Here is a 23,905-nt window from a genome sequence, read left to right on the forward strand (position 1 = left end):
GGCGCCGGACTGGCAAGTAGGGCTCCTTCCGCTAGAAGTGGTAAGCGAAGCGGGCCGTTGCCGTCTGGCTGGTGAAGTTGCTGCCGATATCGGCCGAATACCCCGCTCTTACTTCGTAGCCGCCCGCGCGGAACAACTGCAGCCCCAGGTCGATCTTGGCCAGCACTTCAGGCGACTTGATGTAGTCGGTGAAGGTGCCGTTGGACGAATCCGCGTTCGAGAAGCTGGACGTTACCGTACGCGTATTGTCGGGTCGCCAGCTCAAGCCGAACGCCGCATAGGCGCGGATCGTCGTCTTCGGATCCAGGTCGCCGCGCCGCCCGAATTCGATCATGGGCGAGAACGAGACGTTGGTCTGGTTCGCGGTGCGCACCTTCAAGGCATATGGCGACGAGCCGCCTTCTTTGAAGCCGGGCGCATGCGTGTGGACGACATCCACGTCGGCGTAGGGCCTGATGTACCAATCGCCGCGATCGAACTCGTAGCCCGCGCGGAATCGGCCGCCGGCCAGGAAGATGTTGGAATCGCTGCCCAGCGATACCGAATCCCCGAACACGTTGACCTGGCGGTTGTTGTTGAACGATCCGGTCGCCATGGCCAGCGATCCGGCGAAATACCACGGGCCCCTCAGATGCTTCACCGTGAGCGAACCGTCGTATACGTCGCCGTCGCCGGACGACCCGCCCTTTGTGCGGGCGTAGGTCTGCCCGGCAGCCAGCGAGCCGCCTACGAACCAGTTGGGCGCAACCTGGTGCTGCACGCCGATGCGGTACGTAGTGCCCGAGACGTGGTAGCCCTGGATGTCGCTGGTGGACGATTGATCGGTCCAGCGGCCGCTGATTTGGCCCCAGACGCAGTTATCTTCGCCCAGCTGCACGCTGTCGCCGACGAAGATGGGGCAGCTCATGCCTGCGCCGAGGATGGTCCCTGCGGACTCGATGACGGCCATGGACTGCGCCTGCGTCGCCTTGCTCGACAGGTTGTTCAATGTGTCCTTATAGGTGCCGACATCGTCGATGTGCGAAAGACCCGCGAACGTCGTGGCCAGGCCACGATCGACGTTGCCCCAACCCCGGCTGTAGTAGTTCGCCAGCGAAGACTGGCTATCGTTGAGCGGGCTGATATTCGGCGTGAAGCTGGCAGGCGTCAGCGTGATCGTGTTGCCCGAGGTCCTGGCATCCCAATCGAACACCAGCGAATCCTTCGCCTGCGCGGTCGTGGCGAACGTATTGGCCGCGAATACGGCAGGCGTGGTGCCAGGCAGCAACGAAACGGCATTGGGCGCGATCAAGCCGTCGAGGGAAGCCGTACCGTCGACCTTGAACAGGCTGACCTGGTTGTTCAAGGAGTCGATGACCGGACTGAGGCTGCCCGTACTGGTCTGGATGAAGCGGCCGTGTACGTTGGTCGTCATCGCCGGGTTATCGAAGGCAATCGACCCCTGGTTCAGGATATCCGCGCGCGCGGACGCACCGGGGACCCATGTTCCGCGGTTCAGCAAAGTACCGCGATCGTTCTGCAGCATGCCCTTGCTGTCCACTGGGCCGGGAGTCCAGGTTCCGTTGTTATCGTTGTTCTCGGTGGTGTCGAGGGACATCGACCCCACGATGGTGCCGAGGTTCGTCACCGCGACGCTGCCGCCGCCCGTTGCATTGACGGCGAGGCCGCCCGAACCCAATACGGACGTGAGGACGCCGCCTTCCTGGACCTTGAGCCAGCCCTGGTTGTCGTTCGAGTCGCCGCCCGGACGATCGATCCACACGCCCGCGCCGTTACCGGAGCCGCCGGTGACCGTGACGATCGTGCTGGGATCCCCGCTTCCGATCACCACATTCGGCGTCGCATTGGTCAGCTGCGCGAAACCGGTTGATTGCGCGAAGATGCCGATGCCGTTCGTGCCCGTGGCCGATACCGATCCGCCGAGCAGCGTTACCGAGAAGTTGTCGCTGCCGTTGGCCCCCGTGCCGCCGCAGCTCGCTTGGCTGCAGCCGTCTGCCATTGGCGTTCCCGCATACAGCGAGGACCCGTTCAGTATCAGGCCGCCGCCGCCTCCAACGCTTTGCGCGAAGATGCCGATGCCACCGGGACCGTTGGCGCTGATATTGGCGTACGAGGTGATGATGACCGGCCCACCGTTGGCCTGGCTGGTGCTCGCCTGTTTCGAGAAGCCTGGCTGGTACCCGGTATAGAGGGAAGGGGTGGTATTGCTGCCGTCGTTGACGCGGATGATCCCCCCGCCGCCGCCAATGGATTGCGCCACGACGCCCATGCCGGCCGTGCCGCTGGCGGTGATGACCGAACCCGAGGTCAGATTGATGTAGACGCCGCCGCCGGACGCCCCCGATGACGTGCTCATGCTGCCCAGCTGGGTCGTCGTTCCTCCCGACGCGGCCTGGTTCGCGATGATATTGCCCCCGCCCCCGCCTATGCTCTGCGCCAGGATGCCATACGCGCCGTAGCCGGTCACATTGACGAAGAGCGGATAATTCTGGAAATTCTGGTTGATGTAGACGTTGGCACCCGATCCGCCCGAGTTGTTTCCCCCGCCTGCCGTCAGCGTCATGCTGCCCGACACCTGCTTCGATCCATACTCGGCCCACACGCTGGATCCGGCGCCTGCAATGCCGCCGCCGCCGCCGATGCTTTGCGCGTTGATGCCGTCGGCGAACGTTCCTGAAGTGGAAATCGTACTGCCGAGGTTGCCATCCTCCTGGATGTACACGTTGCCGCCCGAGCCGCCGCTTCCACCAGCGCCGCCGCCCGAGGCGCCCAACGAGATACGTCCACCCAGCGCATCGGAGCCGTCGGCACCCATGCCGCCGCCGCCGCCGATACTTTGCGCGACGACCCCCGTGGCGCCATAACCGACCGTTTGCACCACGCCGCCATCCTGCAGGTTGACCGTAACGGTCCCGCCCGATCCGCCGGCGCCTCCCGTGCCGCCCACTGCCACATCATAGGAGGCGTTGATCTCGGCCCAATCGCCGCCCCTGCTGGACGCGAGTGCAGTGCCGCCCTTGCCGCCGCCGCCACCGATGGATTGGGCCACGATGCCGTGTGCCCAGTCCCCGGAACTGGGCGCCTGGTTGCCTCCCGCGACGACGGGATTGCCGACCGTCGCGATTTTCGAGGCCAGCCACACCGTTACCGGACCGCCATCGCCGCCGGCGCCGCCCTGTCCGCCGACGTTCATGTTCAGCGTCGTGTTTTCCTGCGGCGTCGACTGATCGTTCAGCCAGCTGGTGACATCGCTCGTGAATTCGCGTCCCTGCATGGCCTGGAGCACCGGATTGTCCCCCGAGCCGTCCGACCCGGACGAACCGCCCACTCCGCCGCCGCCGCCGATCGACTGCGCCACCACGCCGGTTGAATCGTTGCCGTGCGTCGTGATGGGGGCCTGCACGTTGACCACCACCGTTTGGCCCGAGCCTCCGCTCGCGCTCGACGCATGGCCCATGCTTAGATTCACGCCGGGCTTCTGAGTGGGCCCGCCGTCTTGCTTGAATGACTGCGCGAAACTGAACGACCCGCCTTGCGAAGTGCCGCCGCCGCCGCCGATCGATTGGGCGATGATGCCCACGGCGGAAGACCCGTAGGTTTGTATGCCATTGCCCGGATAAAGGGCCACCGTGGTATTGCCTCCGTTGCCGCCGGGCGAACCGGAACTGCCCAGATTGATCGAAAGCGAAGTGGTCGAGCCCGTGCCGAAGTTCTGCGTATTACCGGCACCCACCCCGGCGTCGCCGCCGCCGCCGCCAATGGACTGCGCCTTGATCCCGGCGGCGTAGTCGCCGTAGGTCACGATGGAGGTCGGCGCTGCACCGCTGCCGTCCGCCCAGATCCCGCCCCACTGGTCGGTACCGCCCCCGATGGCAACCTGGACCGTGCCGCCCGCGCCCGCGCTGCCGCCATTACCCGAGACGGTGGCCGTCAAACTGATGCCGGGCGAGAAGCCGGTCGGCGCCGAATCGGATGTGTATCCGACGGCGGCGGACATGGCCGAAGAATCGCCGCCGTTGCCGCCTCCGCCGCCGATGCTTTGCACCATCGCGCCGGTTGCGCCGTTTCCAACCGTGGTGATCTTCGCGCCGGTGGACATGGCGAACATCGCCGTTCCGCCGTTGCCGCCACCGCCTCCGTTGCCGCCTACCCCCATCGACTCGGAGAGCGCCAGCTGGCTGCCATCGGGCTCGAAGGGGGTGGAGATGGCGATGGCCTGCGCACTGGCGGCGCCGCCATGCCCGCCGCCGCCGCCAATGCTCTGGACAACGACGCCGTAGCTGTCCACCGGCTGTACGTTGCAGGCGCCATTCGAAGTGCCGGGGCAGATCCCCGTTGCGGCAGACGATCCGTTGAGGAGGCTCGGGCTCTGTCCCGTGGCGATCGAACCTCCGGTCATGTTTATGGCCGCGATTCCGCCATAGCTGGGCGCATTGCCGCCCGCTCCGCCCACCGCAAGCGAAACGTCGTACATCGGACCCACGGAGGTGCTTGTCGCCGATCCACCCGTGCCGCCGCCGCCGCCAATGGACTGGGCGACGAGGCCGACGGACTTATTGCCGGCCGTCGATATGACCGCGCCGTTCGTATTGATGGTCACCTGTCCACCCGTGCCCGCCGCGCCGCCCGTGCCGCCGATCGCTTCCGACACGGATATGCCGTCTGCCACGGCATTGCCGCCGTTGCCGCCGCCGCCGCCTATCGACTGGAAGACGACGCCATGCGCGATGTCGCCTACGGTGATGACTTGGGTACCGCTGTTGAGATTGGCCGTGAGCGTCCCGCCGTTGGCGGAATTGCCGCCATTGCCGCCGATGGCGACCGATATGCCGGAAGCTCCGCCACCGTCGCCGCCGCCGCCGCCGACGGACTGTCCGAGTACACCTATGCCGCCCGCCGCGGTCGTCGACACGCTGCCGGTATTGGTGAAATTGATCGCCCCGCCATCGCTGCCGTTGCCGCCATTGCCGCCCACGGCGGCGATGATGCCGGACCCCGCGCCGCCGGCGCCGCCGCCGCCGCCGATCGATTGCAGCAGGATGCCTTGCGCGCTGTCGCCGGCAGTGCTGATGGCACCGCTGTTGGTCAGGTTGATCGTGCCGGCGGCGCCGCCGGCCGCCCCGCTGCCCCCACCCGAATGACCCAGCGACCAGCTCGAGCCGCCCGTCCCGCCGGTCCCGGCCATCGCCTGCGCCAATATGCCGCGGGATGTGGGACCCGCTGTCGAAATCGCGGCGCCGTTATTGATCGTTATCGTGCCTACGTTGCCGCCGGCGCCGGCGGTGCCATCGTTGCCGCCGAACCCTGCGTTCTTGCCGTTGTTATTGCCGCCCGCCGCACTCAGGCTTTGCGCGAATATCCCCATGGCATCGGTGCCATAGGTGGTCGTGATGGTGGAAGCGCTGTCCGTCGTGATGGTGATGTTGCCCGAGTTCCCTCCCGCGCCGCCGTCTCCTCCGTAGCCCTTGGCGGTGCCCGCGTCCGCGGAACCACCATCCGCGCCGACGCCACCTTCCGAACGCGCCATGATGCCCGGCGAGTTGGAGTGATGGGTAGTGATGAGAGAGTTCGTCACCGATATCGTGATGTCGCCGCCCGCGCCACCGGCCCCGCCGTTGCCGCCATGCGAGTTGCCGGCCGCCGACGTATCGGCATCGCCGCCGTACCCACCGGCGCCGCCCAGGCTGGAGGCATAGATAGCGGGCGAGCTAGGGGCATCCGTTGTCAGCCCTGCAAAGTTGCCGTTGCTTCCCTGGACCGTGATCGTTATGGGACCGGCATTGCCGCCCGCACCTCCGTCGCCCCCATGCGAAGCCGAGAATGCCGCGTCGTGGCTGTATCCCCCGAAGCCGCCCGCACCGCCAACCTGGGTTGCCGCGATCGCAGGCGAAAAGCCCACGCCATAGGATTGGGTGGTTATCGACGCCCAACGCGATGGGGCACTGAAGGTAATGTTTGCGCCGCTGGTGCTTCCGCCGGCGCCCCCGTTCTCCGATGGGTTCGAATCTCCGCCGACCTGGGAGGCCGGCGTGCCGCCGTTGCCACCGGCGCCCCCGACACCGTAGGCAACGAACCCGGGTAGATAATCGTTGTTGGTGGTAATGCTGGAATCAGCATGGGTGATGGTCACGAGGCCGGCGCTTCCGCCTTGTCCGCCGGAATTGTTGTTGCCTTCGACTGCTGACCCCGCGTTTCCACCGACACTTGCGGCAACAACCGCGCCGCTGGGTATGGCGGGCTGCGCACTCGGCGGCGTCCCGGAGACATTCACGTAAACGTCGCCGTAATAGGTCAGGTTCACTGTCGCGGAGCCGCCATTGCCACCCCAGCCGCCGTTGTTATTCGAATTGCCGGAGTCTGTGCTGCCGCCCTGGCCGCCTTGCGATAAGGCCTGGATGCCATAAACGCCGCTATTGCTGCTGCCTGCGTTCTGCCACGTCCAATTGAGTCGGGCGGCCTGGTTCAGGGTCACCTGCACCGTACCGCCATTTCCGCCTCCGCCCCAATTGCTGCCATTGCCACCGAATGACATCGCCTGGATGTCGGCGAATCCGGTCGATCCCGACGCCGTTGCGTTCAGGTTGTTGTCCGAACTGGTAATGGTGACGCCGGAGGACGCTCCGCCCGGACCGCCGTAGCTTGGGCCGCCGGAATCGACCGAGTTGCCGCCTTGGTCCGTCGCCCAGATTGCGGCGCCGCTTACGATCGGACCGCTGGCGTTCAGCGTGATCTCGGCGGTGTTGTTGATCTTGATGCCATTGGAGGTGGAACCGCCCGTGGAGCCGGTGGTTCCGCTTTGGCTTTGCCAGATCCCGAAGATGTATCCGTTGCCATCGACGGCGGTCTGATTAATGACGGAATTGTTGTTTACCGTAATGCCCGACTGCGCATCTGCTGCCATGACCGGCATGATCGCAAGGAGAGCGCCGGCAAGGACGTGAAGTTTGAAGGCGCCGGGGAAGCAGCCATGGATCGACGTTTTTATGAGGTATTGAGCGTTGCCGGTAGCCACGCATTGTCTCTTTCCCCCCGCATTGATCGACTGCCTCATCCCTGTGTTCCCTTTAAATGGCTTCCGGGCATACCGGCGGCTGACTCGCCAATCAGCGTGGGTTTTGTAATGAAATGATTCGTTATCGTTGCATTGCGTTGCGTGGACAGGAGATTAGCAAGGCTTTTTAAGGAATAAGACAGTAATCGTTCTTTGTTGGTACAAAACGACATATGGGGCCGGGTGACACGTACCGATGTGACCCGTCAGGCCGAACGGCAACCGCCGCCGCAATCCATGCGGCGCACAGTTCAAAGGTGTCCCGCAGGGGAATCCATATGGCTGAGGTCCGTCCATGCCATGGCGATATTGACCATAATGGGCCCCAGCCCGGCGCCGCGGGACGGCAGGTGCCTGCCTCGCGCTTCCTCATCTTGCCGATGGTGATACGGCCGGCCGCAGACGCGCACTGGGGATGTCTCGATGACGACACCGGAAAATCCTTGCGACGAGTCAGTGCGCACCCGCCGGCGGAGGCCGCCGGATCTGCCGCAAGGCTATCGGGCTGGATTGATCACCGCCATTACGGTGTTGCTGGGCTTTTCGCTGGGTTTCCTGCGTTACTGGGGCTTCGACGCGCCCGGCGAATGGAGCGTCCTGTCGGTGTTGCCGGGTATCGCCTTGTTCCTGGCCACCCTGCTGCAGATCGTTGCCCTTTACCGAGCCTTGCGCCTGGACGATGAGGCGGAGGACGAATACCTGAAAACCGTGCGATGGTTCATCGGGTCGGCCGTGTTGCTGCTTCTGGGCCTGACGGCGGCGTTATGGGAGGTGGCCTGATGTGACGATGGCGGCGTCTGCGCAAGTGGACTTGCGGCCATTGCGGGAGAAGAGGGATGAGCAGCCGATCGCGGTCGCGGCGTGCCGATGAAGGATTTTAGTTTCATCCGGGGAACCATCGGTCAGGCGAACCGATGGCGCGCGCGGCCCTCCGCAGTGCATGTCCTTGACGCGCTCATGATGACTTCCCCGCGAGTTGCTGGAGCAACAGCGCCGCGGTCGACGCCGAGGACGCGGGGTTCTGGCCCGTGATCAGGAGGCCGTCGCTGACGACGTAAGGCGCCCAGTCCGGCCCTTTGGAGTAGCTGCCGCCCTTCGCCTTGAGTTCGTCCTCCACCAGGAAGGGCACAACGTCGGTGAGGCCGACGGCGGCTTCTTCGGTGTTGCTGAAACCGGTAACCTGCCTGCCTTCGACCAGCGGGCGACCGTCCGGCGACTTGATGTGACGCAGCACGCCCGGCGCATGGCAGACCAGCGCGATCGGCTTGCCGGCAGCCAGGAAGGACTCGATCAGCGCGGCCGAGTCCTTGTCCTCGGCCAAATCCCACATCGGGCCGTGGCCACCCGGGTAGAACACGGTGTCGAAACCGGCCTGCGTCACGCTATCCAGGCGCACGGTCGCGGCCAGTTGTGCGGTGGCCTGGGCATCGCCCTCGAAGCGACGGGTTTCATCGGTCTGGAATGCCGGCTCGTTGCTCTTGGGGTCGAGCGGTGGCTGCCCACCTTTGGGCGAGGCCAGCACGATCTCGGCGCCGGCATCCTTGAAGGCGTAATAGGGAGCGGCCAGCTCTTCGAGCCAGAAGCCGGTCTTGCGGCCCGTGTTGCCGAGCCTATCGTGCGAGGTCAGGACGATCAGAACTTTCATTTGCTTCTCCAATTCAGACAATTAGGCCGCTGGTCGCATCGGGAGACGTAATAAGCGCTCCCGGCATGCGACTGCGGAATGCCTTTCTTAAGTGCCATGCGGATGGCTTCGGATGAGTCGACCACCTTCGCACCCAGCTTAACCGCCAAGCACTCGCCTCGGCAGTCTGCGAAAGACTGGGCCATCTATTGCGCGGCCCACGGCGACCTTGCGTCTGGACCAGCGATGACGCTGTTCGTCTGCATCCACGGCGCCCACGAAGTCGTACCAGCGCGCAGGTCGACGGACGTATCGCGCCCAACAACATTTCTGCGTGGTGTGTTGCCCGAGTTGGCGCTAGCGCGAGGGGGCGGGTTTCCCCCTATTTGCATACGTATGCAAGCGCCAAAAACTGCCGGCTTATCCAGTCATTCCGTCCGTAGGGAAGGAGATCCATGATCCGTTATCTGAAGCGCGGCCGTCCCGCCGCCGTGAAGACCCAGGCCGATGCCCAGGTGCGCGCCACCGTCGAAGCGATCGTCCACGATATCGAAACCCGTGGCGACGAAGCGGTACGCGAGTACAGCCGCCAATTCGACAATTGGGACCCGGCGGACTTTCGGCTTTCCCGCGCGCAGATCCAAGCCGCGCGCAAACAACTGTCGGCGCGCGAGATCGAGGACATCTCGTTTGCCCAGGCGCAGGTGCGCAACTTTGCGCAACACCAGCGCGACTCCATGCGGGACATCGAAGTGGAAACCTATCCCGGTGTGGTCCTCGGCCACAAGCATGTACCCGTGAACGCCGTCGGCTGCTACATCCCGGGCGGCAAATACCCCATGCTGGCCTCTGCCCACATGAGCGTGGTGACCGCCAAGGTGGCAGGGGTCAAGCGCATCGTTTCGACGGCGCCGCCTTACCAGGGCGCGCCCCATCCGGCGATCGTCACCGCAATGGACATGGCTGGTGCAGACGAGATCCTGGTGCTGGGCGGCGTGCAGGCCGTGGTAGCGATGGCGGTGGGGACCGCCAGCGTGGCGCCGGTCGATATGCTGGTGGGACCGGGCAATATGTTCGTGGCCGAAGCGAAGCGACAGCTGTACGGGCGCGTGGGCATCGATCTGTTCGCCGGTCCCACGGAGACACTGGTGATCGCGGACGACAGCGTGGACGGCGAGCTTTGCGCGGTCGATCTACTGGGTCAGGCTGAACATGGCCCGACGTCGCCCGCGGTGCTGCTCACCACCAGCGAACAGTTGGCGCGCGACACCATGGCGCAGATCGACCGGCAATTGGCCCGGTTGCCCACGGCCGGCATCGCGTCCAAAAGCTGGGAGGACTGCGGCGAAGTGATCGTCTGCGACACCGTCGAGGAGATGCTACAGGTGGCGGACGACCTGGCCTTCGAGCATGTTCAGGTCATGACGCGCGATACGGACTACTTCCTCGACAACATGACGAACTACGGCGCGCTTTTCCTAGGGCCGCGTACCAACGTCAGTTTTGGCGACAAAGTGATCGGTACGAACCACACCCTGCCGACCAACCGCAATGCCCGCTACACGGGCGGCCTTTGGGTGGGCAAGTTCCTGAAGACATGCACCTATCAGCGCGTGTTGACGGACGCGGCCAGTGCGGAAATAGGCGCGTACTGCTCGCGCCTGTGCCATATGGAAAACTTTGCGGGTCATGGCGAACAGGCCAATATCCGCGTGCGGCGCTATGGCGGCCAACCGGACCTGCCCTGGTACCAGCCGGTCGGGGCGCAGGCATGATCGCCTTGCCCCAAGCGCCGGACTTTCGTCTGGATGGCCGGCGCGCCCTGGTTACGGGGGGCAGCGCCGGCATAGGATTGGCGGCCGCCACCGCACTGGGCCGCGCTGGCGCGCATGTGACGGTGGCGGCGCGGCGTGGCGCCGAATTGACGCAAGTCTGTGACGCGCTCCGTTCAGAGGGCATAGAATGCGCCGCCCTGGTGCTGGACGTAACGGACGTCGCGGCGGTCGACCGCGCCATCGAGGGCGGCGCAGCGTTCGACATTCTCGTCAATAACGCAGGCATGAACCGTCCCAAGCTGCTCGTCGAGCAATCCGACGAGGACATCGATGCGGTGCTGGACCTGAACGTCAAGGCGGCGTTTCGTACCAGCCGCGCGGCGGCGCGCCGCCTGCTCGCGGAAGGCCTGCCCGGCTCCATCATCAACGTGTCGTCGCAAATGGGGCATGTGGGCAGCCCGAAGCGCACCCTGTATTGCGCCAGCAAGCATGCGCTGGAGGGGTTGACGCGCGCGCTGGCGTGGGAGCTGGGCGCGGCGGGCATACGCGTGAACACCATCTGCCCGACCTTTATCGAGACACCGATGATTGCCGGGATGCTAGAGCAGCCCGGCTTCCGCGAATGGGTCTGCGCACGCAATGCGTTGGGCCGCGTCGGCCGGCTGGACGAGGTTATGGGCGCGATCGTGTTTCTGGCGAGCGATGCGTCCAGCCTGATGACGGGCAGCGCGCTGATGCTCGATGGGGGCTGGACCGCAGCATGAAGGTCTCGCCCCGCGCCCAGGACGTTGCCGACTTGGCCAAGGTATCCCAGTCGGCGGTAAGCCGTACGTTCACGCCGGGCGCCAGCGTGTCGGAAGAAACGCGGAAGAAGGTGTTGGCCGCCGCGCAAAAGCTCGGCTACCGACCCAATGCGCTGGCTCGAAGCCTGATTACGCGGCGTAGCCGTATCGTGGCGCTGGTGATGAGCTATCTGGAGAACCAGTTCTATCCCCTCGTCATCGAGAAGCTCTCGCAGAAGTTGCAGAAGGAGGGTTACCACGTACTGATGTTCATTGCCGAGGTGGACGAGGCGGCGGACGGCGTGCTTGCCGAGATTCTCCAATACCAGGTTGACGGCATCATCATGGCTTCGGCCATGCTCTCGCCCAATATCGTCCGCAGCTGCGCGGACGTAGGCGTGCCGGTGGTGCAGTTCAACCGGATTTCGATACTGGGAGGCCTGGCCCGGCACGCCAGCAGCTCGGCTACATCGGACAACTATGGCGGTGGCCGCGCGGTGGCACGCTTGGTCGTGGAGCGCGGTTACCGGCGCTTTGGATATCTGGCAGGGCTGGAGGACTCATCCACCAGCATCGAACGGGAGCGTGGCTATCGGGAAGGATTGCGCGAACTCGGACATGAGGTGCGATGCCGGGCCGTAGGACACTACAGCTTCGACCTGGCTCAGGAGGCCTTGCGCGCTATGTTTGCCGCCGACGCGCCGGACGCGCTCTTCGTCGCCAACGATCACATGGCGATCGCGGCGCTGGACGTTCTGCGGCTGGAGCTGGGCGTGCGGGTGCCGCAGGATGTGGCCGTCGTCGGATTCGACGACGTGCCGCAGGCCGCGTGGGGCGCTTATCAACTGACGACGGTGCGCCAGCACCTGGAGCCCATGGTCGATGCCACGTTGACCCTGCTGCGCGAGCAGATGCGCGGCGAGCTGCAACCGCGCGACATCGTCGTGCCATGCACCCTGGTCGAGCGTGCGACTGTCCGTGCGGCTTCCTGACCTATCTGGTGATCAAACCTAAAGAGGGCGCGGATCGCGCTCGCAACATGTACAGAAGGAGACAATGTATGCGCAGTAAATTCCTGGGTGTTCTGCTCGCGACGGTGATCGGGTTCAATACCACTGCTGTTCAAGCGGCAGGCACGACGGCAGCGTGGCCTGCCAAACCCATCCGGTATATCGTCCCGTTCTCGCCGGGCGGCGTATCAGATGGCGTAGCGCGCCTGATAGCCGAACAGCTATCCAGCAGGCTGGGGCAGCAGGTCATCGTGGAGAATAAGCCCGGCGTGTCCGGCATTGTCGGCACGCAATTGGCCGCACGTGCCGAACCGGATGGCTACACGATCGAGGGCGGCACCATCACCACGCACGCGGTCAATCCCTTCTTCAAGAAGTCGCTGGGGTACGACCCTGTGAAGGACTTCACACCGGTCGCGCTGGTCGGCATGGTCAGCAATGCGCTGGTCGTGCGTGCGGACAGTCCCTATGACACCGTACAGCAACTGGTTGATGCCGCCCGCGCCCAGCCGGACAGCCTGACCTACGGCACGGCCGGACCAGGAACATCGCAGCATCTGTCCGGCCAGCTCTTCCAGTCCATTTCCGGCACGCGGCTGCGCCAGATCGTCTACAAGGGCGGCTCCCAATCCATGGTGGATTTGATAGGCGGGCAGATAGATATCGTGTTCGATACCGTCGCGGCGGCCCGCCCCATGATCGACGCCAAGCGGGTCAAGGTACTTGGCGTGACGTCGGCCGAGCCGCTGGACAGCCTGCCACAAGCCAAACCGCTGGCCGACCTTGGTTTGCCTGGTTTTGAAATGCAGTCCTGGCAGGGAATTTTCGCACCAGCCGGCACGCCAACGCTCATTGTCGACCGGCTGGCGCAGGAGATCGCGGCTGCGGTTAATACACCTGAACTACGCGCCAAGTTGTTGCAGCTGGGCGTAACGCCAGACGGACGTGGTTCCGCCGAATTTTCCAAATTCCAGCAAGCCGAGGTTGAAAAATGGGGCAAGGTTATCAAGCAGGCCGGCATCCAGGCCGATTGATCTTTCCCTTTCCCGTATCCAGGAGGTCAGTATGACTGATGCCCGCTCACCCCTAGACGGCCGCCTGCCGGAGATGCTGCGCAGCGGCAAGCCGCTGCGCGGCCTATTCAACGGTTTACCCAGCCCCGCCATCGTCGAGATGTGCGCCTACGCTGGCTTCGATTTCATCATTCTCGATAATGAGCACGGCAGCGCCGACCTCGGTCAGACCGAGCACATGCTGCGTGCGGCACGGGCGTCCGGTATTGCGCCCATCGTGCGTTGTTTCGAACACGACTTGCCACGCATTCTCGATATGGGCGCGAGCGGCGTTCAAATACCCATGGTGGAAAGCGCCGAACAGGCGCGGCGCTTGGCGGGTATGACGCGCTATCCGCCCTTGGGCCGTCGTGGCAGCGCCTTCAGCACTCGCGCGGCGGGTTATGGCGCGTTCGGCGGCGCGGCACATACGCAGCGCAGCAACGACGGTATCGTATTCGTCGCCATGATAGAAACGCCTGGCGGCATCGACGTCGCCTCGGAAATCGCGGCGGTTGATGGCGTTGATGCGGTATTCATCGGGCCCAATGACCTGGCGCATGCGATGGGGCACGGCAGCGATTGGAATGCCGCGCCGGTACAGCGCGCCATCGAACGAGGCCTGAAGGCCATCGCCGCCGCCGGGAAATGTCCCGGCATCATCGCATTGACTCCGCAGGACGAGGAAAAATACGGGCGCTTCGGCGCTCGCTACTTCGCCAATGTGTCGACCAGCATCATCTCCAAAGCCCTCGCCCAAGTAGCGTCCGCGGGAATGGAAGCGGGATTGCGCTATTGATTCCGCGCCTGGTACTGGCTACTGCGAGGAAGCGGACTCGGGCCCGGTCCCGGTCACGCCCATTGGCTAGCCGAATAAAGTAAGCGCCACTCCTCATTCACGAAAAGGGGCGCATTGGGCGTGGCCGGAGGGCATTGGGCGCTTATAGAACGGAGGACGCCAGGCGCTTATAGAAATAAGTCGTCGCCGCGAGTCCACCGTAGGGCTTCAATGCGTAATCCGGAATCACCCCTGCGCGCGTCCAGCCTAACCGCTGATAAAGTCGCTCGGCATCGCTGTCTGTCTCGGTATCCAGGACCAACAACGTCCGCCCGGCGCCCGCGGCAACAATATCCACCTGCGCCATCAGCTGGTTTCCAATGCCTTGACGGCGGAAGTCGCGGTGAACCAGCAGCTTCGACACATCGGCTCTATGGGGCTGGTTCTGGGGCTGTCCGATGACTATCTGGACCGTACCCATGATGCGCGCCCGGGATTCAGCGACAAGCAGAATCCGCTCGCCTTGCCTCACGCCGTCAGCGACATTCATCCAGAACCGCAGCGCCTGAGGCATCTCAAGAGGCGCTGTGAAACTGACAGAGGCGCCACCGGCGACGCAATCCACCAGCAGCTCGGCCAGCTTCTCCGCCAGGCCTGGAACCTCGTCGGCAGCGACAACACGGATCCTTGCTTGAGTCGTCATTTCAGATTCCTTTGTGGGCAACGGTCGTTAGCGCGACCAGATAGCGGGCCATTGCACGGCCAGGATTATGGAAGGTGGTGGGTTGATCCAGCTTCATCGTCAGGCAGTCGCCTTCTGCCAGTCGCCAAACCGTCTCTCCCATACGTACCTCCATCGTTCCGCGCATCATCCACAGTTGCTGGACAACATCCGGCTCCTGCATCGCCGTCTCGTACGACACGCGCTGACCGGCCGGAAAGTGGATCTCGACCAACTGGGTGGGGCAGGGCATGGGCGCCGAGAGGTGGCGGCGAACATATCCCGATGCAGGGTCTTTCCACACCGCTTGCGTGTCCGCTCGGGAGATGGGCGAAGGGCTGGTTTCGGGAGACGACTGCTCGAACAAGGATGCAAGCGGGACATGAAGCGCCGTGGCGAGCTTGTCCAGGACAATGGCGGTCGGGCTGCTTTCCCCTCGTTCGATCAACGATATTGTTGAGCGACTCACACCACTGCGATCCGCCAGGACGTCGAGCGACCAGGCGTGTTGGCTTCGCAGGTCCCGGACGCGCGTCGCGATAACGTGGTTGATGTCCATCGATGTCCATAATAATGGATAATTTTTCCATTATTATAGAAGTCCGCCGCGGCGTCAATCCGCGATGTCCTGAGCTCTTCGACATCGGCAGCGCAGAGGGCAGCCCCTCTCCGATAGGCAGTTGGACGCTTGTGCGTCAGCCTGCGGGCTTCGACTTCTCTCTAGCGGATGGCAGCAGACGCTCAGAACTCTTCCAGGAAGCGCATGCGGAACTTGCGCCCCTTGATATTGCCGTTGGAAAGCCGCGCGAAGGCCTTCTTGGCGGATTCGCGGTTCAAGGCCACATAGGAGCTGGACTCGGTGATGTTGATCTTGCCGACCTGCTCGAATGGCAAGCCACCCTCGCCGGTCAAGGCGCCGAGCAGGTCTCCCGGACGTAGCTTGTCCTTCTTGCCGCCCTGTATGCACAAGGTGATCATGGGGGCCCGCAACGGGCGGTCGGCCTTGGGTCGCAGGGACCTGAGGTCGCCCCATTTCAGCGGGGCACCCTGGTATTGCTCGATCAGCGTGGCCCAGCGCATCTCCTCGGGCGAACACAGGCTCAGCGCCAGCCCCTTCTGCTCGCCGCGACCGCTGCGGCCGATACGGTGGATGTGGACCTCGGTGTCCTTGGTCACGTCCACGTTGATCACGGCGGCCAGGTTCTGGATATCCAGGCCGCGGGCGGCGACGTCGGTGGCCACCAGCACGGCGCAACTCTGGTTGGCGAACTGGATCAGTATCTCGTCGCGCTCGCGCTGTTCGAGGTCGCCGTTGAGCGCCTGGGCGCTGATACCCTCTGCGCGCAGGCGTTCAACCAGATCATGGCAGCGCACCTTGGTGTTGCAGAACGCCAGCGTGGATAGCGGGCGGAAATGCGCCAGCAGCGTGACGACGGCGTCCAGCCTTTCGGCTTCGTCGATTTCGTAAAAGACCTGTTCGATACGGTCGGCGTCATGCTGCGCCTCTACCTTGACCTCGGCCGGGTTGCGCAGGAATCGGGCGCTGAGCTTGCGGATGTTGTCAGGGTAGGTGGCCGAGAACAGCAGGGTCTGGCGCTTGGCCGGGCAGTGCGAGGCGATCGCCACGATGTCGTCATGGAAGCCCATGTCCACCATGCGATCGGCTTCGTCCAGGACCAGCGTCTTCAACTCGGACAGGTCCAGGCTGCCGCGCTCCAGATGGTCTTTGATCCGGCCGGGCGTGCCTACCGCGAGATGCGCTCCGCGGGCGAGCGATTCGGCCTGGGGACGTGCGGCGGCGCCGCCGCATAGGGTCAGTATCTTGACGTTGGGAATCAGGCGGACCAGCCGGCGCAGTTCCTGCGCCACCTGATCGGCCAGTTCCCGGGTAGGGCAGACCACCAACGCCTGCGGCGCAAGACGGCTGACGTCCAGATTTTGCAGCAGGCCCAGGCCGAACGCCGCGGTTTTGCCGCTGCCGGTCTTGGCTTGTGCGATGAGATCGCGGCCTTCGAGAATGAGCGGCAGGCTTTGCGCCTGGATAGGCGTCATCTGTTCGAAGCCCAGGCCTTCAAGGTTGTCCAGCAAGGCGGGCAGGAGCGGCAGGGATGAGAAGGGAGCGTTGGTCACAATAGGGCGGATTGCCTGAATGGCGGAAGGCTGAATCACACAGTGTATGCCGTCGCACCCCTTTGCCGGCTGCCGAAGCCGAATGCCTGCCTACCGCGGGCAGGAGCGGCTCCAGGCACAGTAAACCAATAAGGCTGCAGGCACGCCAAACAATAAGAACCGAACCGATATTAATGGCGTGGCTATTTTTCATTATTGATCGACGGCTCGAATCGGGCTGGCATTGAGAAAAAAAATAGCTTTTCTGCGCGCCGTTCCGGCCTTTCGATCCGCACGCGGCTGTGGGGGGCCTTGCGCCTCAGGGGCTTAGCTTTCGCCTATGAAGAAGAGGCCCTTCTGCGGATCGGGCATATATATATTCCCAAACGGAACGCGCGCTTTATTGCGCTCAGATTAAATACGCACAAATGACACGCTTGTAAATATTTGACAATAAAAGCGCCGAGCGGCTTTGTTGCCATCCGTGTAATGAATGTAATTTATTACGCCGCAGCGCGGGCTTTATTGCATTCATGCCGATTCATTTCCAGAGCAATGCAAATATTTGGTCAAAAGTATTGCTCTACCTCGCGTTTAGGATTCGCCGGCCGGGGCGTTCGGCATCCGAAAGATGCGGACGGGTGACAAACAATATCTAAATGTGTGCAGCTCAGAGTATTGCTCGGATAAGACAAGACATTTCAGAGATATTTCGATTTGTTTACGAGCGTCAATTTTCAGTGTCCCCGACACGCCGACAAACAGTGAGGTACCCGTGGTAAAGAAAATCGCAGTATGTGGCCTGGGTTATGTAGGCCTGCCGGTCGCCGTGGCGTTTGCCAGGCGTTTCGATGTTATAGGCTTTGATGTAGACAAGCGACGCATCGAACGCCTGAAAGACGCCGACGACTGGACCGGCGAGATCGAGCGGCACGTGCTGCTCGATTCCACTCTACGGTTTACGGATGACGTAAGGGACCTCGAAGGCTGCGACTTTTTTGTCGTCGCCGTCCCGACTCCCGTCGACGAGCGCTGCAATCCGGATTTTTCGCTGCTGGTTCGTGCTTGCCAGTTGATCGGCCCGGTACTGCGCCCGGGCAGCATTGTGGTCTTCGAATCCACCGTCCACCCCGGCGCGACCGAGGAGATTTGCGGCCCGGAACTGGAAAAAGCCTCCGGCCTGCGCTGCGGAAAGGATTTCAAGCTGGGTTATAGCCCCGAGCGTATTAATCCCGGTGATCGGGACCATCCCCTGGAGAAAATCGTCAAAATCGTGTCCGGCCAGGACGAGGACGCGCTCGAAATAATCGCGAATGCCTACGAGAAGATTATCGACGCGGGTGTCCACCGGGCGTCTTCAATCAAGGTGGCCGAGGCTGCGAAGGTCCTCGAAAATACACAGCGTGACATCAATATCGCGCTGATGAACGAGATGTCGAAGATCTGCGATCTGGTCGGCATTCGCACATCGGAAGTATTGGCCGCCGCGGGAACCAAATGGAATTTCCTGCGATTTACGCCCGGTCTCGTGGGGGGGCATTGCATTGGGGTCGACCCGTATTACCTGACGTCCAAGGCGCAGGAACTCGGCTACCACCCCGAGGTAATCCTGTCGGGCCGCCGGATCAACGACGGGATGGCCAATCACGTCGCCTCCCGGGTGGCCCAGGTGCTGGCCCGCAATGGCCGCCTCCATACCTCGACCCGGGTCGGCATCCTGGGGATGACGTTCAAGGAAAACGTCCCCGACATCCGCAATTCGAAAGTGGTCGACCTCTACAACGCGCTTGGCGATTACGGCATCAGCCCGGTCGCCTGCGATCCGATGGCCGATCCGATCCAGATGGAGCACGAGTACGGCATCAAGCTCGTGCCTCGCAAGGATTTCCGCAGCATGGACGTGCTGATTCTTGCCGTTCCGCATCGCCAGACCATGGAGTCCATCTGGGACGACCTGCCCGAACTGGTCAAGAGCGGCGGCATGGTGTGCGACCTGAAGTCCGTACTCGACAGCAAGCGGCTTCAGTCCGATCTCGTGTACTGGACGCTCTGAGTTCGGGCCGTCAATCCATCACTAAAGGTGACCCTGAATGGCTACTTTTACGATCGCTCCGATCGGGACCTGCCGTATCCATACGCCGCTGCGCGACGCGGTGGGACGCTACCCGCTCAAGCTGCAGCTAGGGCGCAACTACGGGTTCGTGCATACGAGCGCGGAGGCGCTTCAGCAGGCGCGATTCATGTACGGCGAGCAGGAGATTCCTGCCGACATACAGCGCCTGGTTTTCCGGCCGTCGAATGGCGACCAGGCCCGTCGTGGGACGCATAAGCCAGCCGATCTGTACATGGTCGAACTGTCATCGCGCAAGCTCCTGACGATCGACGGTTATCCCATCCAGTCCAACTATCTGGTGCGCTACTTCAGCGAGTTTTTCGCCGATCGCGGTCGCAGCCGGATGTTCTGGTCCCTGGCCGCGACCGACCGCCTGGCGGAACGGCGCGAATCGCTGCAGCGGGACCCGGTATTCAAGAGCCTTCCGGCGGACGACCGGGAACTGCTCGCCCGCATCGTCAAGCGGGATCTCGCGGATGACGAGATCGAGGGCGAAATGCGCGAACTCGTCGGTCTGCTGGGCAAGGACAAGGTGGTATTCGTCACGCATGTCAACGCCTTGACGCCGGACAATGTGCCGATCGAGCAGCGGCAGCAACTGATATCCGCCGTGGCGGCTGGCGCCGAGCACATTGGCGTGCCTTGCTACGACCCGACGCCGCTGATGAACAAGATAGGCCAGGCGGATGCGATGGAGAATGGGGGGCTGGACCTTACCCATTACACGGAGCTCTTCGCCGATCGCCTGTGCGCCGATTGGTACAAGAACTATATGCGTCCCCGGATGGGCGAGTCCACGGCTCCTGCCGTGGTGGCGAGACTGTCCGCGGACGAAGCCGCCGAGCGCATCGAAAGGGATTGGGAGTCGGGCGAACTGCGCGAAGCCTCGCGGCGCGTGCGCGACGTGCTGCGCCGGTATCCCGGTCTGCCCGACCATGTGACGCTGCTGGCGCGGATGCAGGGAGAGCTGGGCGACCATGAAGGCGCGATTGCCCTGCTGCAAGACGCCGATGGCACGGTAGCCTCCGGCAGCAAGGCCGAGCAGATATTGATGCGCAGCCATTTCGAGCTTGGGCACCATGATGTGGCGTACTCGCTCGCGGCAGGCCTGCTTGGCGATGAGATAGAAACCCCCGAGATCGTGCGGGTCGCGGCGGCGTCCGCCAGTCAGCTCGGCAAGGCGGACGAGGCGCTGGGCAACTGGAGGCAGTTGTTCCGGATTTCCAGCGCTGACGAAGCCGTGGCGCTGGAGGCGGCAGATACGGTGCTTTCGATGTTGCAGGCCGGTGGAGACACGGAGGCCGCCATTCGCTGGGTGCACGAGGTTCGCGCAGCGCTCCCCACGTACGGGCGAGGTTTCGCCGTGCTGTGGCGCGACCGGCTGATGGCAGGTGATCGTGCGGCGCTGCGCGTTATGGCAACCGAATCGCCTGCCCTTGCGGACCACGACGCGCTGGAGCTGGTCAAGGAGGCCTCGTGGCGAGGCTGCATCGTGGCCGCCAGCGCGCTGGCTGTATCGTGCGGGTTGGCCAGGAGCGAGCGAGAGGATATCCGTGGCTGGCTGCTGGCGCAGTCGTCGGCATGGGCGGAAGAAGGCGCGCGCGCGCTGGAAGAAGGGCGCTTGCGCGACGCCGCGGAAAGAATCTGCGCGCATCGTCTGCTCGATCCCGGCGCGATGGCGGGCGTGCGGGCGCAGCGCGCGTTCGAGCGAGCCATGCGTTTGCGTGTGCGGGCCGCGCTCCTCGCGGGCAATCATCAAGAGGTGATCGAGCTCACGGATATCGCGCTCGATGCGCAGGTCGATTTCCCCGAACTTGACGCAATGCGCGGCCGGGCCGCGGATGCGCTTGGGGACAAGCGAACCGCCATGCGTCATCTCGAACGGGCGGCGGCTGACGCTTCGGCTCCGTTCAGCACGCAGCTGTTCTTTGCACGGGTGGCGTTCAATGGCGGCTGGTTCGGCGAAGCAATCGACGCCTACACCGCCGTCCTTGCCCACCCATCGGCCGACCAGAACGCGAAAGAGGAGGCGGAGCGTCAGCTGGGCAGGCTCGGCCCCCGTTCGATTCGCGCCGCCCGGGAGATGCTGTCGTCCGGCGAGCACCAGGCCGCCTGGACGCTGCTGGAGCGCATCGCGCAGTCCTGGCCCGACATGCCGGAAGTCGCCCAGGAGAAGCGGCGCATCCTCGCGGTGCTGTACGCAGAAGCACGAGCGCTGGATCCGTCCAGCGCGAGCGAACGCCTTGCCCTCGGCGAGCGGATCCTGAAACTCGTTCCCGACGATCCTATTGGACTGCGGGCGGCAGCCGTCGGGGCGATGCGTCTGCACCGATTCGAACAGGCCTTGCCGTACTGGGAACTGTTGAAGCAACGCTCGGACAAGCCGGAGCAGTTCGACCACTACATCCAGAGATGCCTGGTCTGGATCGAAAAAGCCAACCGCAGGAAGGCGGCATGAGCGGGCGCGCTCGGCCGTCCGGAGGGCGCGCTGCCCTCCCCCGGGGAGGCGTCGCGAAGCGACAGGAGGGCACCGACGACGCTCGCGCCCGGCCGCCCGGAGAGCGTACTGCCCTTTCCCAGGGTGGCGACGCGAAGCGACAGAAGGCCACCAGCGATACGCGCGCTCGGCCGCCTGGAGAGCGTACCGCCCTTTCCCAGGGTGGCGACGCGAAGCGACAGAAGGCCACCGACGACACTCGCGCTCGGCCGCCTGGAGAACGAAACGCCCGTCCGCGGGGAGGCCGCGCTGCCGGTCCGCGCGAAGGTGGCGCGCCGCTTCAGGAGGGCAGGCCAGTGCACCACCAACCTGTTACCGAGCTGGAGGACGATACTTCCGGTCTCCAGGAGGTTCGCGTCCAACTGGAGCAGATCGTGGCGTCGTCGGGCAGGGTCCAGCTTGCGCAGGCGAATCTGCCGCGCGCGGAGGCGCTGGCCCGCGATCACATGGCGGACCCCAAAGTCCGCTTTCTCCTGCTTCGGCTCAAGGAGTCGGCGGGTTTCAACGAGGGCATGTTCGAGCAGTGGTCGGCGCTTTTGAACGAGTGTCCCGATGATCTGCAGGTCGTCCGCTATTGCGCGACCCGTCTCGTCAAGGAGAGGCATGTCGATGACGCGCTGGCCCTGATCGAGCGCTATCTTCCGGAGTCGCCCGACAATCCGGACATGTTGCTCGCCAGGGCCAAGCTGCTCAGCGATGTCCGCGCGTATGAGCAGTCCGATGCGCTGTTTCGTCGCCTGATCGCGCGCCATGACGACCGCAATGTACGTATCGAATTCGCCAAGCGCCTGCGCAAGCGTGGGTTGCTGGCGGACGCGTTCGATACGATAAAGCCCGTGATGCACCTGCTCGCGCCGGGCAGCAAGGCCGCGGAACTCGCCAGCACCTTGACGAGCGACTATGAGTTCTACCGCGGTTTCGAGTCCGAGGAGGAACTCGCGGGAAAGGACATCAGGATCATTTCGATGAAGCACGCGATCCTGCACTTCAGGAATCGCGTAATCGCGGAGCAGCCGTCCGAAAACGCGGTTTCGATCGCGCTGGTCACAGGCAGCCTTGGCCCCGGCGGCGCCGAACGGCAACTGACGCGGCTCGCTGGCGAACTCCATCGCATGGCGGCTTCCGCCGAGCGTCCGCCGGCCTTCATGCGCGTGAAGCCGGAAAAGGTCGAAGTGCTGGTGAAACAGCACACCGAGCCTTCCGGCTCCGGGAAAAAACAAGGGCTGGATTTTTTCCTGCCCGTGCTGGCCGATGCGCAGATCCCTGTCACGGAGATCAATGGGCTGCCCGCGATTTCGACGTCCCATCAATCGGTCGCGGATCCCGTCCTGACCCGCTTGCTGGAGCAGTTGCCGCCCCCGGTGCACTACGGCGTCACGCGCCTTGCACCGCTGTTGCGCGAGAACCGCTTCGACGTCGTGAGCTTGTGGCAGGACGGAACGTGCCTGTTCGGGGCCCTGGCCGCGCTGCTTGCCGGCGTCCCGACCATCCATCTGGTATTTCGCGGACTGCCGCCGAACATCCGCAAGGATCGCTTCCGCGAGGAGTATCCGGTGCTGTACCAGGCACTGGCCCAGGTCCCGGGGGTGCACTTCGTCAGTAATAGCCGCACGGCCGCGCAGGAGTATGCGAAGTGGCTCGGCATTCCGATTGTGCGTTTCCACATTCTCTATAACGGCGTGCCCGAACTGGCCACAGGTGCGTCGCCCGAGGACGAGAAAAAGTGGAGCGCCTTCCAGGCATATACGGCGGATGCCACGGAGACGATAGGCGGCGTGTTCCGCCTGGAACCGGACAAGCGGCCGCAACTCTGGATCAAGCTCGCCGCGCAATATCTGAAGCGGCGGCCGCAGGCGCGCTTCTTCATCGTGGGTGACGGGCGCCTGCTCGACAACATGGTGGCGCTGGCCGAGGAGCTCAGCGTGAAAGACCGGCTGCTGTTCGTCGGCCTGTCGAATCACGTCGGGTACTGGTATTCGCAGATGGACGTCAAAGTCCTGCTTTCCCGGTATGAAGGCTTGCCGAACGTGCTCATCGAGGCGCAGCTCCTGGGCGTCCCGGTGGTTTCGACACCGGCCGGCGGGGCGGGCGAGTGCTTTGTCGAGAACGTGACAGGGCATCTGCTGGGCGATGTCGAACATCCCGACCTGACCGAGGCGTGCGACAAAATCGAATCCATGGTCGACCTGGTGCGCGGCAACGATGTGTTGAAACAGCACAGCCGCCAGCGGGCCCGGGATCTGTTTTCGCTCAATGCGATGTTGAGCAAATTCCTGAGTTTATGCGTGACAGTCATGGGCACGTCGAGAAACGACGAGGCCCTCGGCGTCGGGTCGATGCGTCTGATGGAGGCCTGATTGCTGCGCAATATCCCCGTGGTTCCGAAATTTATG

Annotated in this window: 14 protein-coding genes; 9 read left to right on the forward strand and 5 right to left on the reverse strand. The window is 63.8% G+C overall.

The window, feature by feature from the left end:
• Positions 1-31: 31 nt before the first annotated feature.
• On the reverse strand, positions 32-6,901 hold the full coding sequence (locus tag BAU07_RS03235; RefSeq protein ID WP_157121956.1) for an autotransporter outer membrane beta-barrel domain-containing protein: 6,870 nt from the start codon (positions 6,899-6,901) through the stop codon (positions 32-34).
• Positions 6,902-7,474: 573 nt separating this feature from the next.
• Here BAU07_RS03235 and BAU07_RS03240 point away from each other — a divergent pair.
• Entirely contained in the window at positions 7,475-7,831 is a 357-nt protein-coding gene (locus BAU07_RS03240; RefSeq protein WP_066654060.1) for a hypothetical protein, read from the forward strand.
• 175 nt (positions 7,832-8,006) lie between these two features.
• On the opposite strand, the gene BAU07_RS03245 is transcribed toward BAU07_RS03240, so the two are convergent.
• The gene (locus BAU07_RS03245; RefSeq protein ID WP_066654064.1) at positions 8,007-8,696 is read right to left on the reverse strand and encodes a type 1 glutamine amidotransferase domain-containing protein; all 690 of its coding nucleotides are present in this window, start codon (positions 8,694-8,696) and stop codon (positions 8,007-8,009) included.
• Positions 8,697-9,130: 434 nt separating this feature from the next.
• On the opposite strand from BAU07_RS03245, the gene hisD reads away from it, so the two are divergent.
• From hisD to BAU07_RS03270, 5 genes are read left to right on the forward strand one after another with little or no spacing between them, the layout of a single operon-like run.
• Positions 9,131-10,450, forward strand: coding sequence for a histidinol dehydrogenase (hisD, locus tag BAU07_RS03250; protein ID WP_066654066.1), 1,320 nt, complete (start codon positions 9,131-9,133; stop codon positions 10,448-10,450).
• The gene (locus tag BAU07_RS03255) at positions 10,447-11,214 is read left to right on the forward strand and encodes an SDR family NAD(P)-dependent oxidoreductase (protein WP_066654068.1); all 768 of its coding nucleotides are present in this window, start codon (positions 10,447-10,449) and stop codon (positions 11,212-11,214) included. The genes hisD and BAU07_RS03255 overlap by 4 nt, the downstream gene beginning before the upstream one ends.
• The gene (locus BAU07_RS03260) at positions 11,211-12,224 is read left to right on the forward strand and encodes a LacI family DNA-binding transcriptional regulator (protein ID WP_066654070.1); all 1,014 of its coding nucleotides are present in this window, start codon (positions 11,211-11,213) and stop codon (positions 12,222-12,224) included. Before BAU07_RS03255 ends, BAU07_RS03260 begins: the two co-directional genes overlap by 4 nt.
• 8 nt (positions 12,225-12,232) lie before the next feature.
• A complete protein-coding gene (locus tag BAU07_RS03265; RefSeq protein WP_232338240.1) occupies positions 12,233-13,276 on the forward strand; it encodes a Bug family tripartite tricarboxylate transporter substrate binding protein in 1,044 nt (347 codons plus the stop codon).
• 31 nt (positions 13,277-13,307) lie between these two features.
• Positions 13,308-14,093, forward strand: a complete 786-nt coding sequence (locus BAU07_RS03270) for an HpcH/HpaI aldolase family protein (RefSeq protein WP_066654085.1) — start codon at positions 13,308-13,310, stop codon at positions 14,091-14,093.
• 142 nt (positions 14,094-14,235) lie between these two features.
• Here the strand turns inward: BAU07_RS03270 and BAU07_RS03275 are convergent, their stop codons facing one another.
• The 3 genes from BAU07_RS03275 to dbpA all read right to left on the reverse strand — a co-directional run bounded on the left by BAU07_RS03275 (position 14,236) and on the right by dbpA (position 16,923).
• A complete protein-coding gene (locus BAU07_RS03275) occupies positions 14,236-14,775 on the reverse strand; it encodes a GNAT family N-acetyltransferase (RefSeq protein ID WP_066654087.1) in 540 nt (179 codons plus the stop codon).
• 1 nt (position 14,776) lies between these two features.
• Positions 14,777-15,352, reverse strand: coding sequence for a helix-turn-helix domain-containing protein (locus tag BAU07_RS03280; RefSeq protein WP_066654089.1), 576 nt, complete (start codon positions 15,350-15,352; stop codon positions 14,777-14,779).
• Between the two features lie 182 nt (positions 15,353-15,534).
• On the reverse strand, positions 15,535-16,923 hold the full coding sequence (gene dbpA, locus BAU07_RS03285) for an ATP-dependent RNA helicase DbpA (RefSeq protein WP_066654091.1): 1,389 nt from the start codon (positions 16,921-16,923) through the stop codon (positions 15,535-15,537).
• A 754-nt stretch (positions 16,924-17,677) separates the two neighbouring features.
• Between dbpA and BAU07_RS03290 the strand changes: the two genes are divergently transcribed.
• The 3 genes from BAU07_RS03290 to BAU07_RS03300 are packed head-to-tail and all read left to right on the forward strand — an operon-like array spanning position 17,678 to position 23,869.
• Positions 17,678-18,955, forward strand: a complete 1,278-nt coding sequence (locus tag BAU07_RS03290; protein ID WP_066654093.1) for a nucleotide sugar dehydrogenase — start codon at positions 17,678-17,680, stop codon at positions 18,953-18,955.
• 37 nt (positions 18,956-18,992) lie between these two features.
• Positions 18,993-21,473: a hypothetical protein gene (locus BAU07_RS03295; RefSeq protein WP_066654095.1), complete on the forward strand. Its 2,481-nt coding sequence runs from the start codon at positions 18,993-18,995 to the stop codon at positions 21,471-21,473.
• Positions 21,428-23,869: a glycosyltransferase gene (locus tag BAU07_RS03300; RefSeq protein WP_418214865.1), complete on the forward strand. Its 2,442-nt coding sequence runs from the start codon at positions 21,428-21,430 to the stop codon at positions 23,867-23,869. Before BAU07_RS03295 ends, BAU07_RS03300 begins: the two co-directional genes overlap by 46 nt.
• The last annotated feature ends 36 nt before the right edge of the window (positions 23,870-23,905 follow it).

Origin of the sequence: Bordetella flabilis, from assembly GCF_001676725.1 — a bacterium.
In the GTDB taxonomy this organism is placed as follows: Bacteria; Pseudomonadota; Gammaproteobacteria; order Burkholderiales; family Burkholderiaceae_B; genus Bordetella_C; species Bordetella_C flabilis.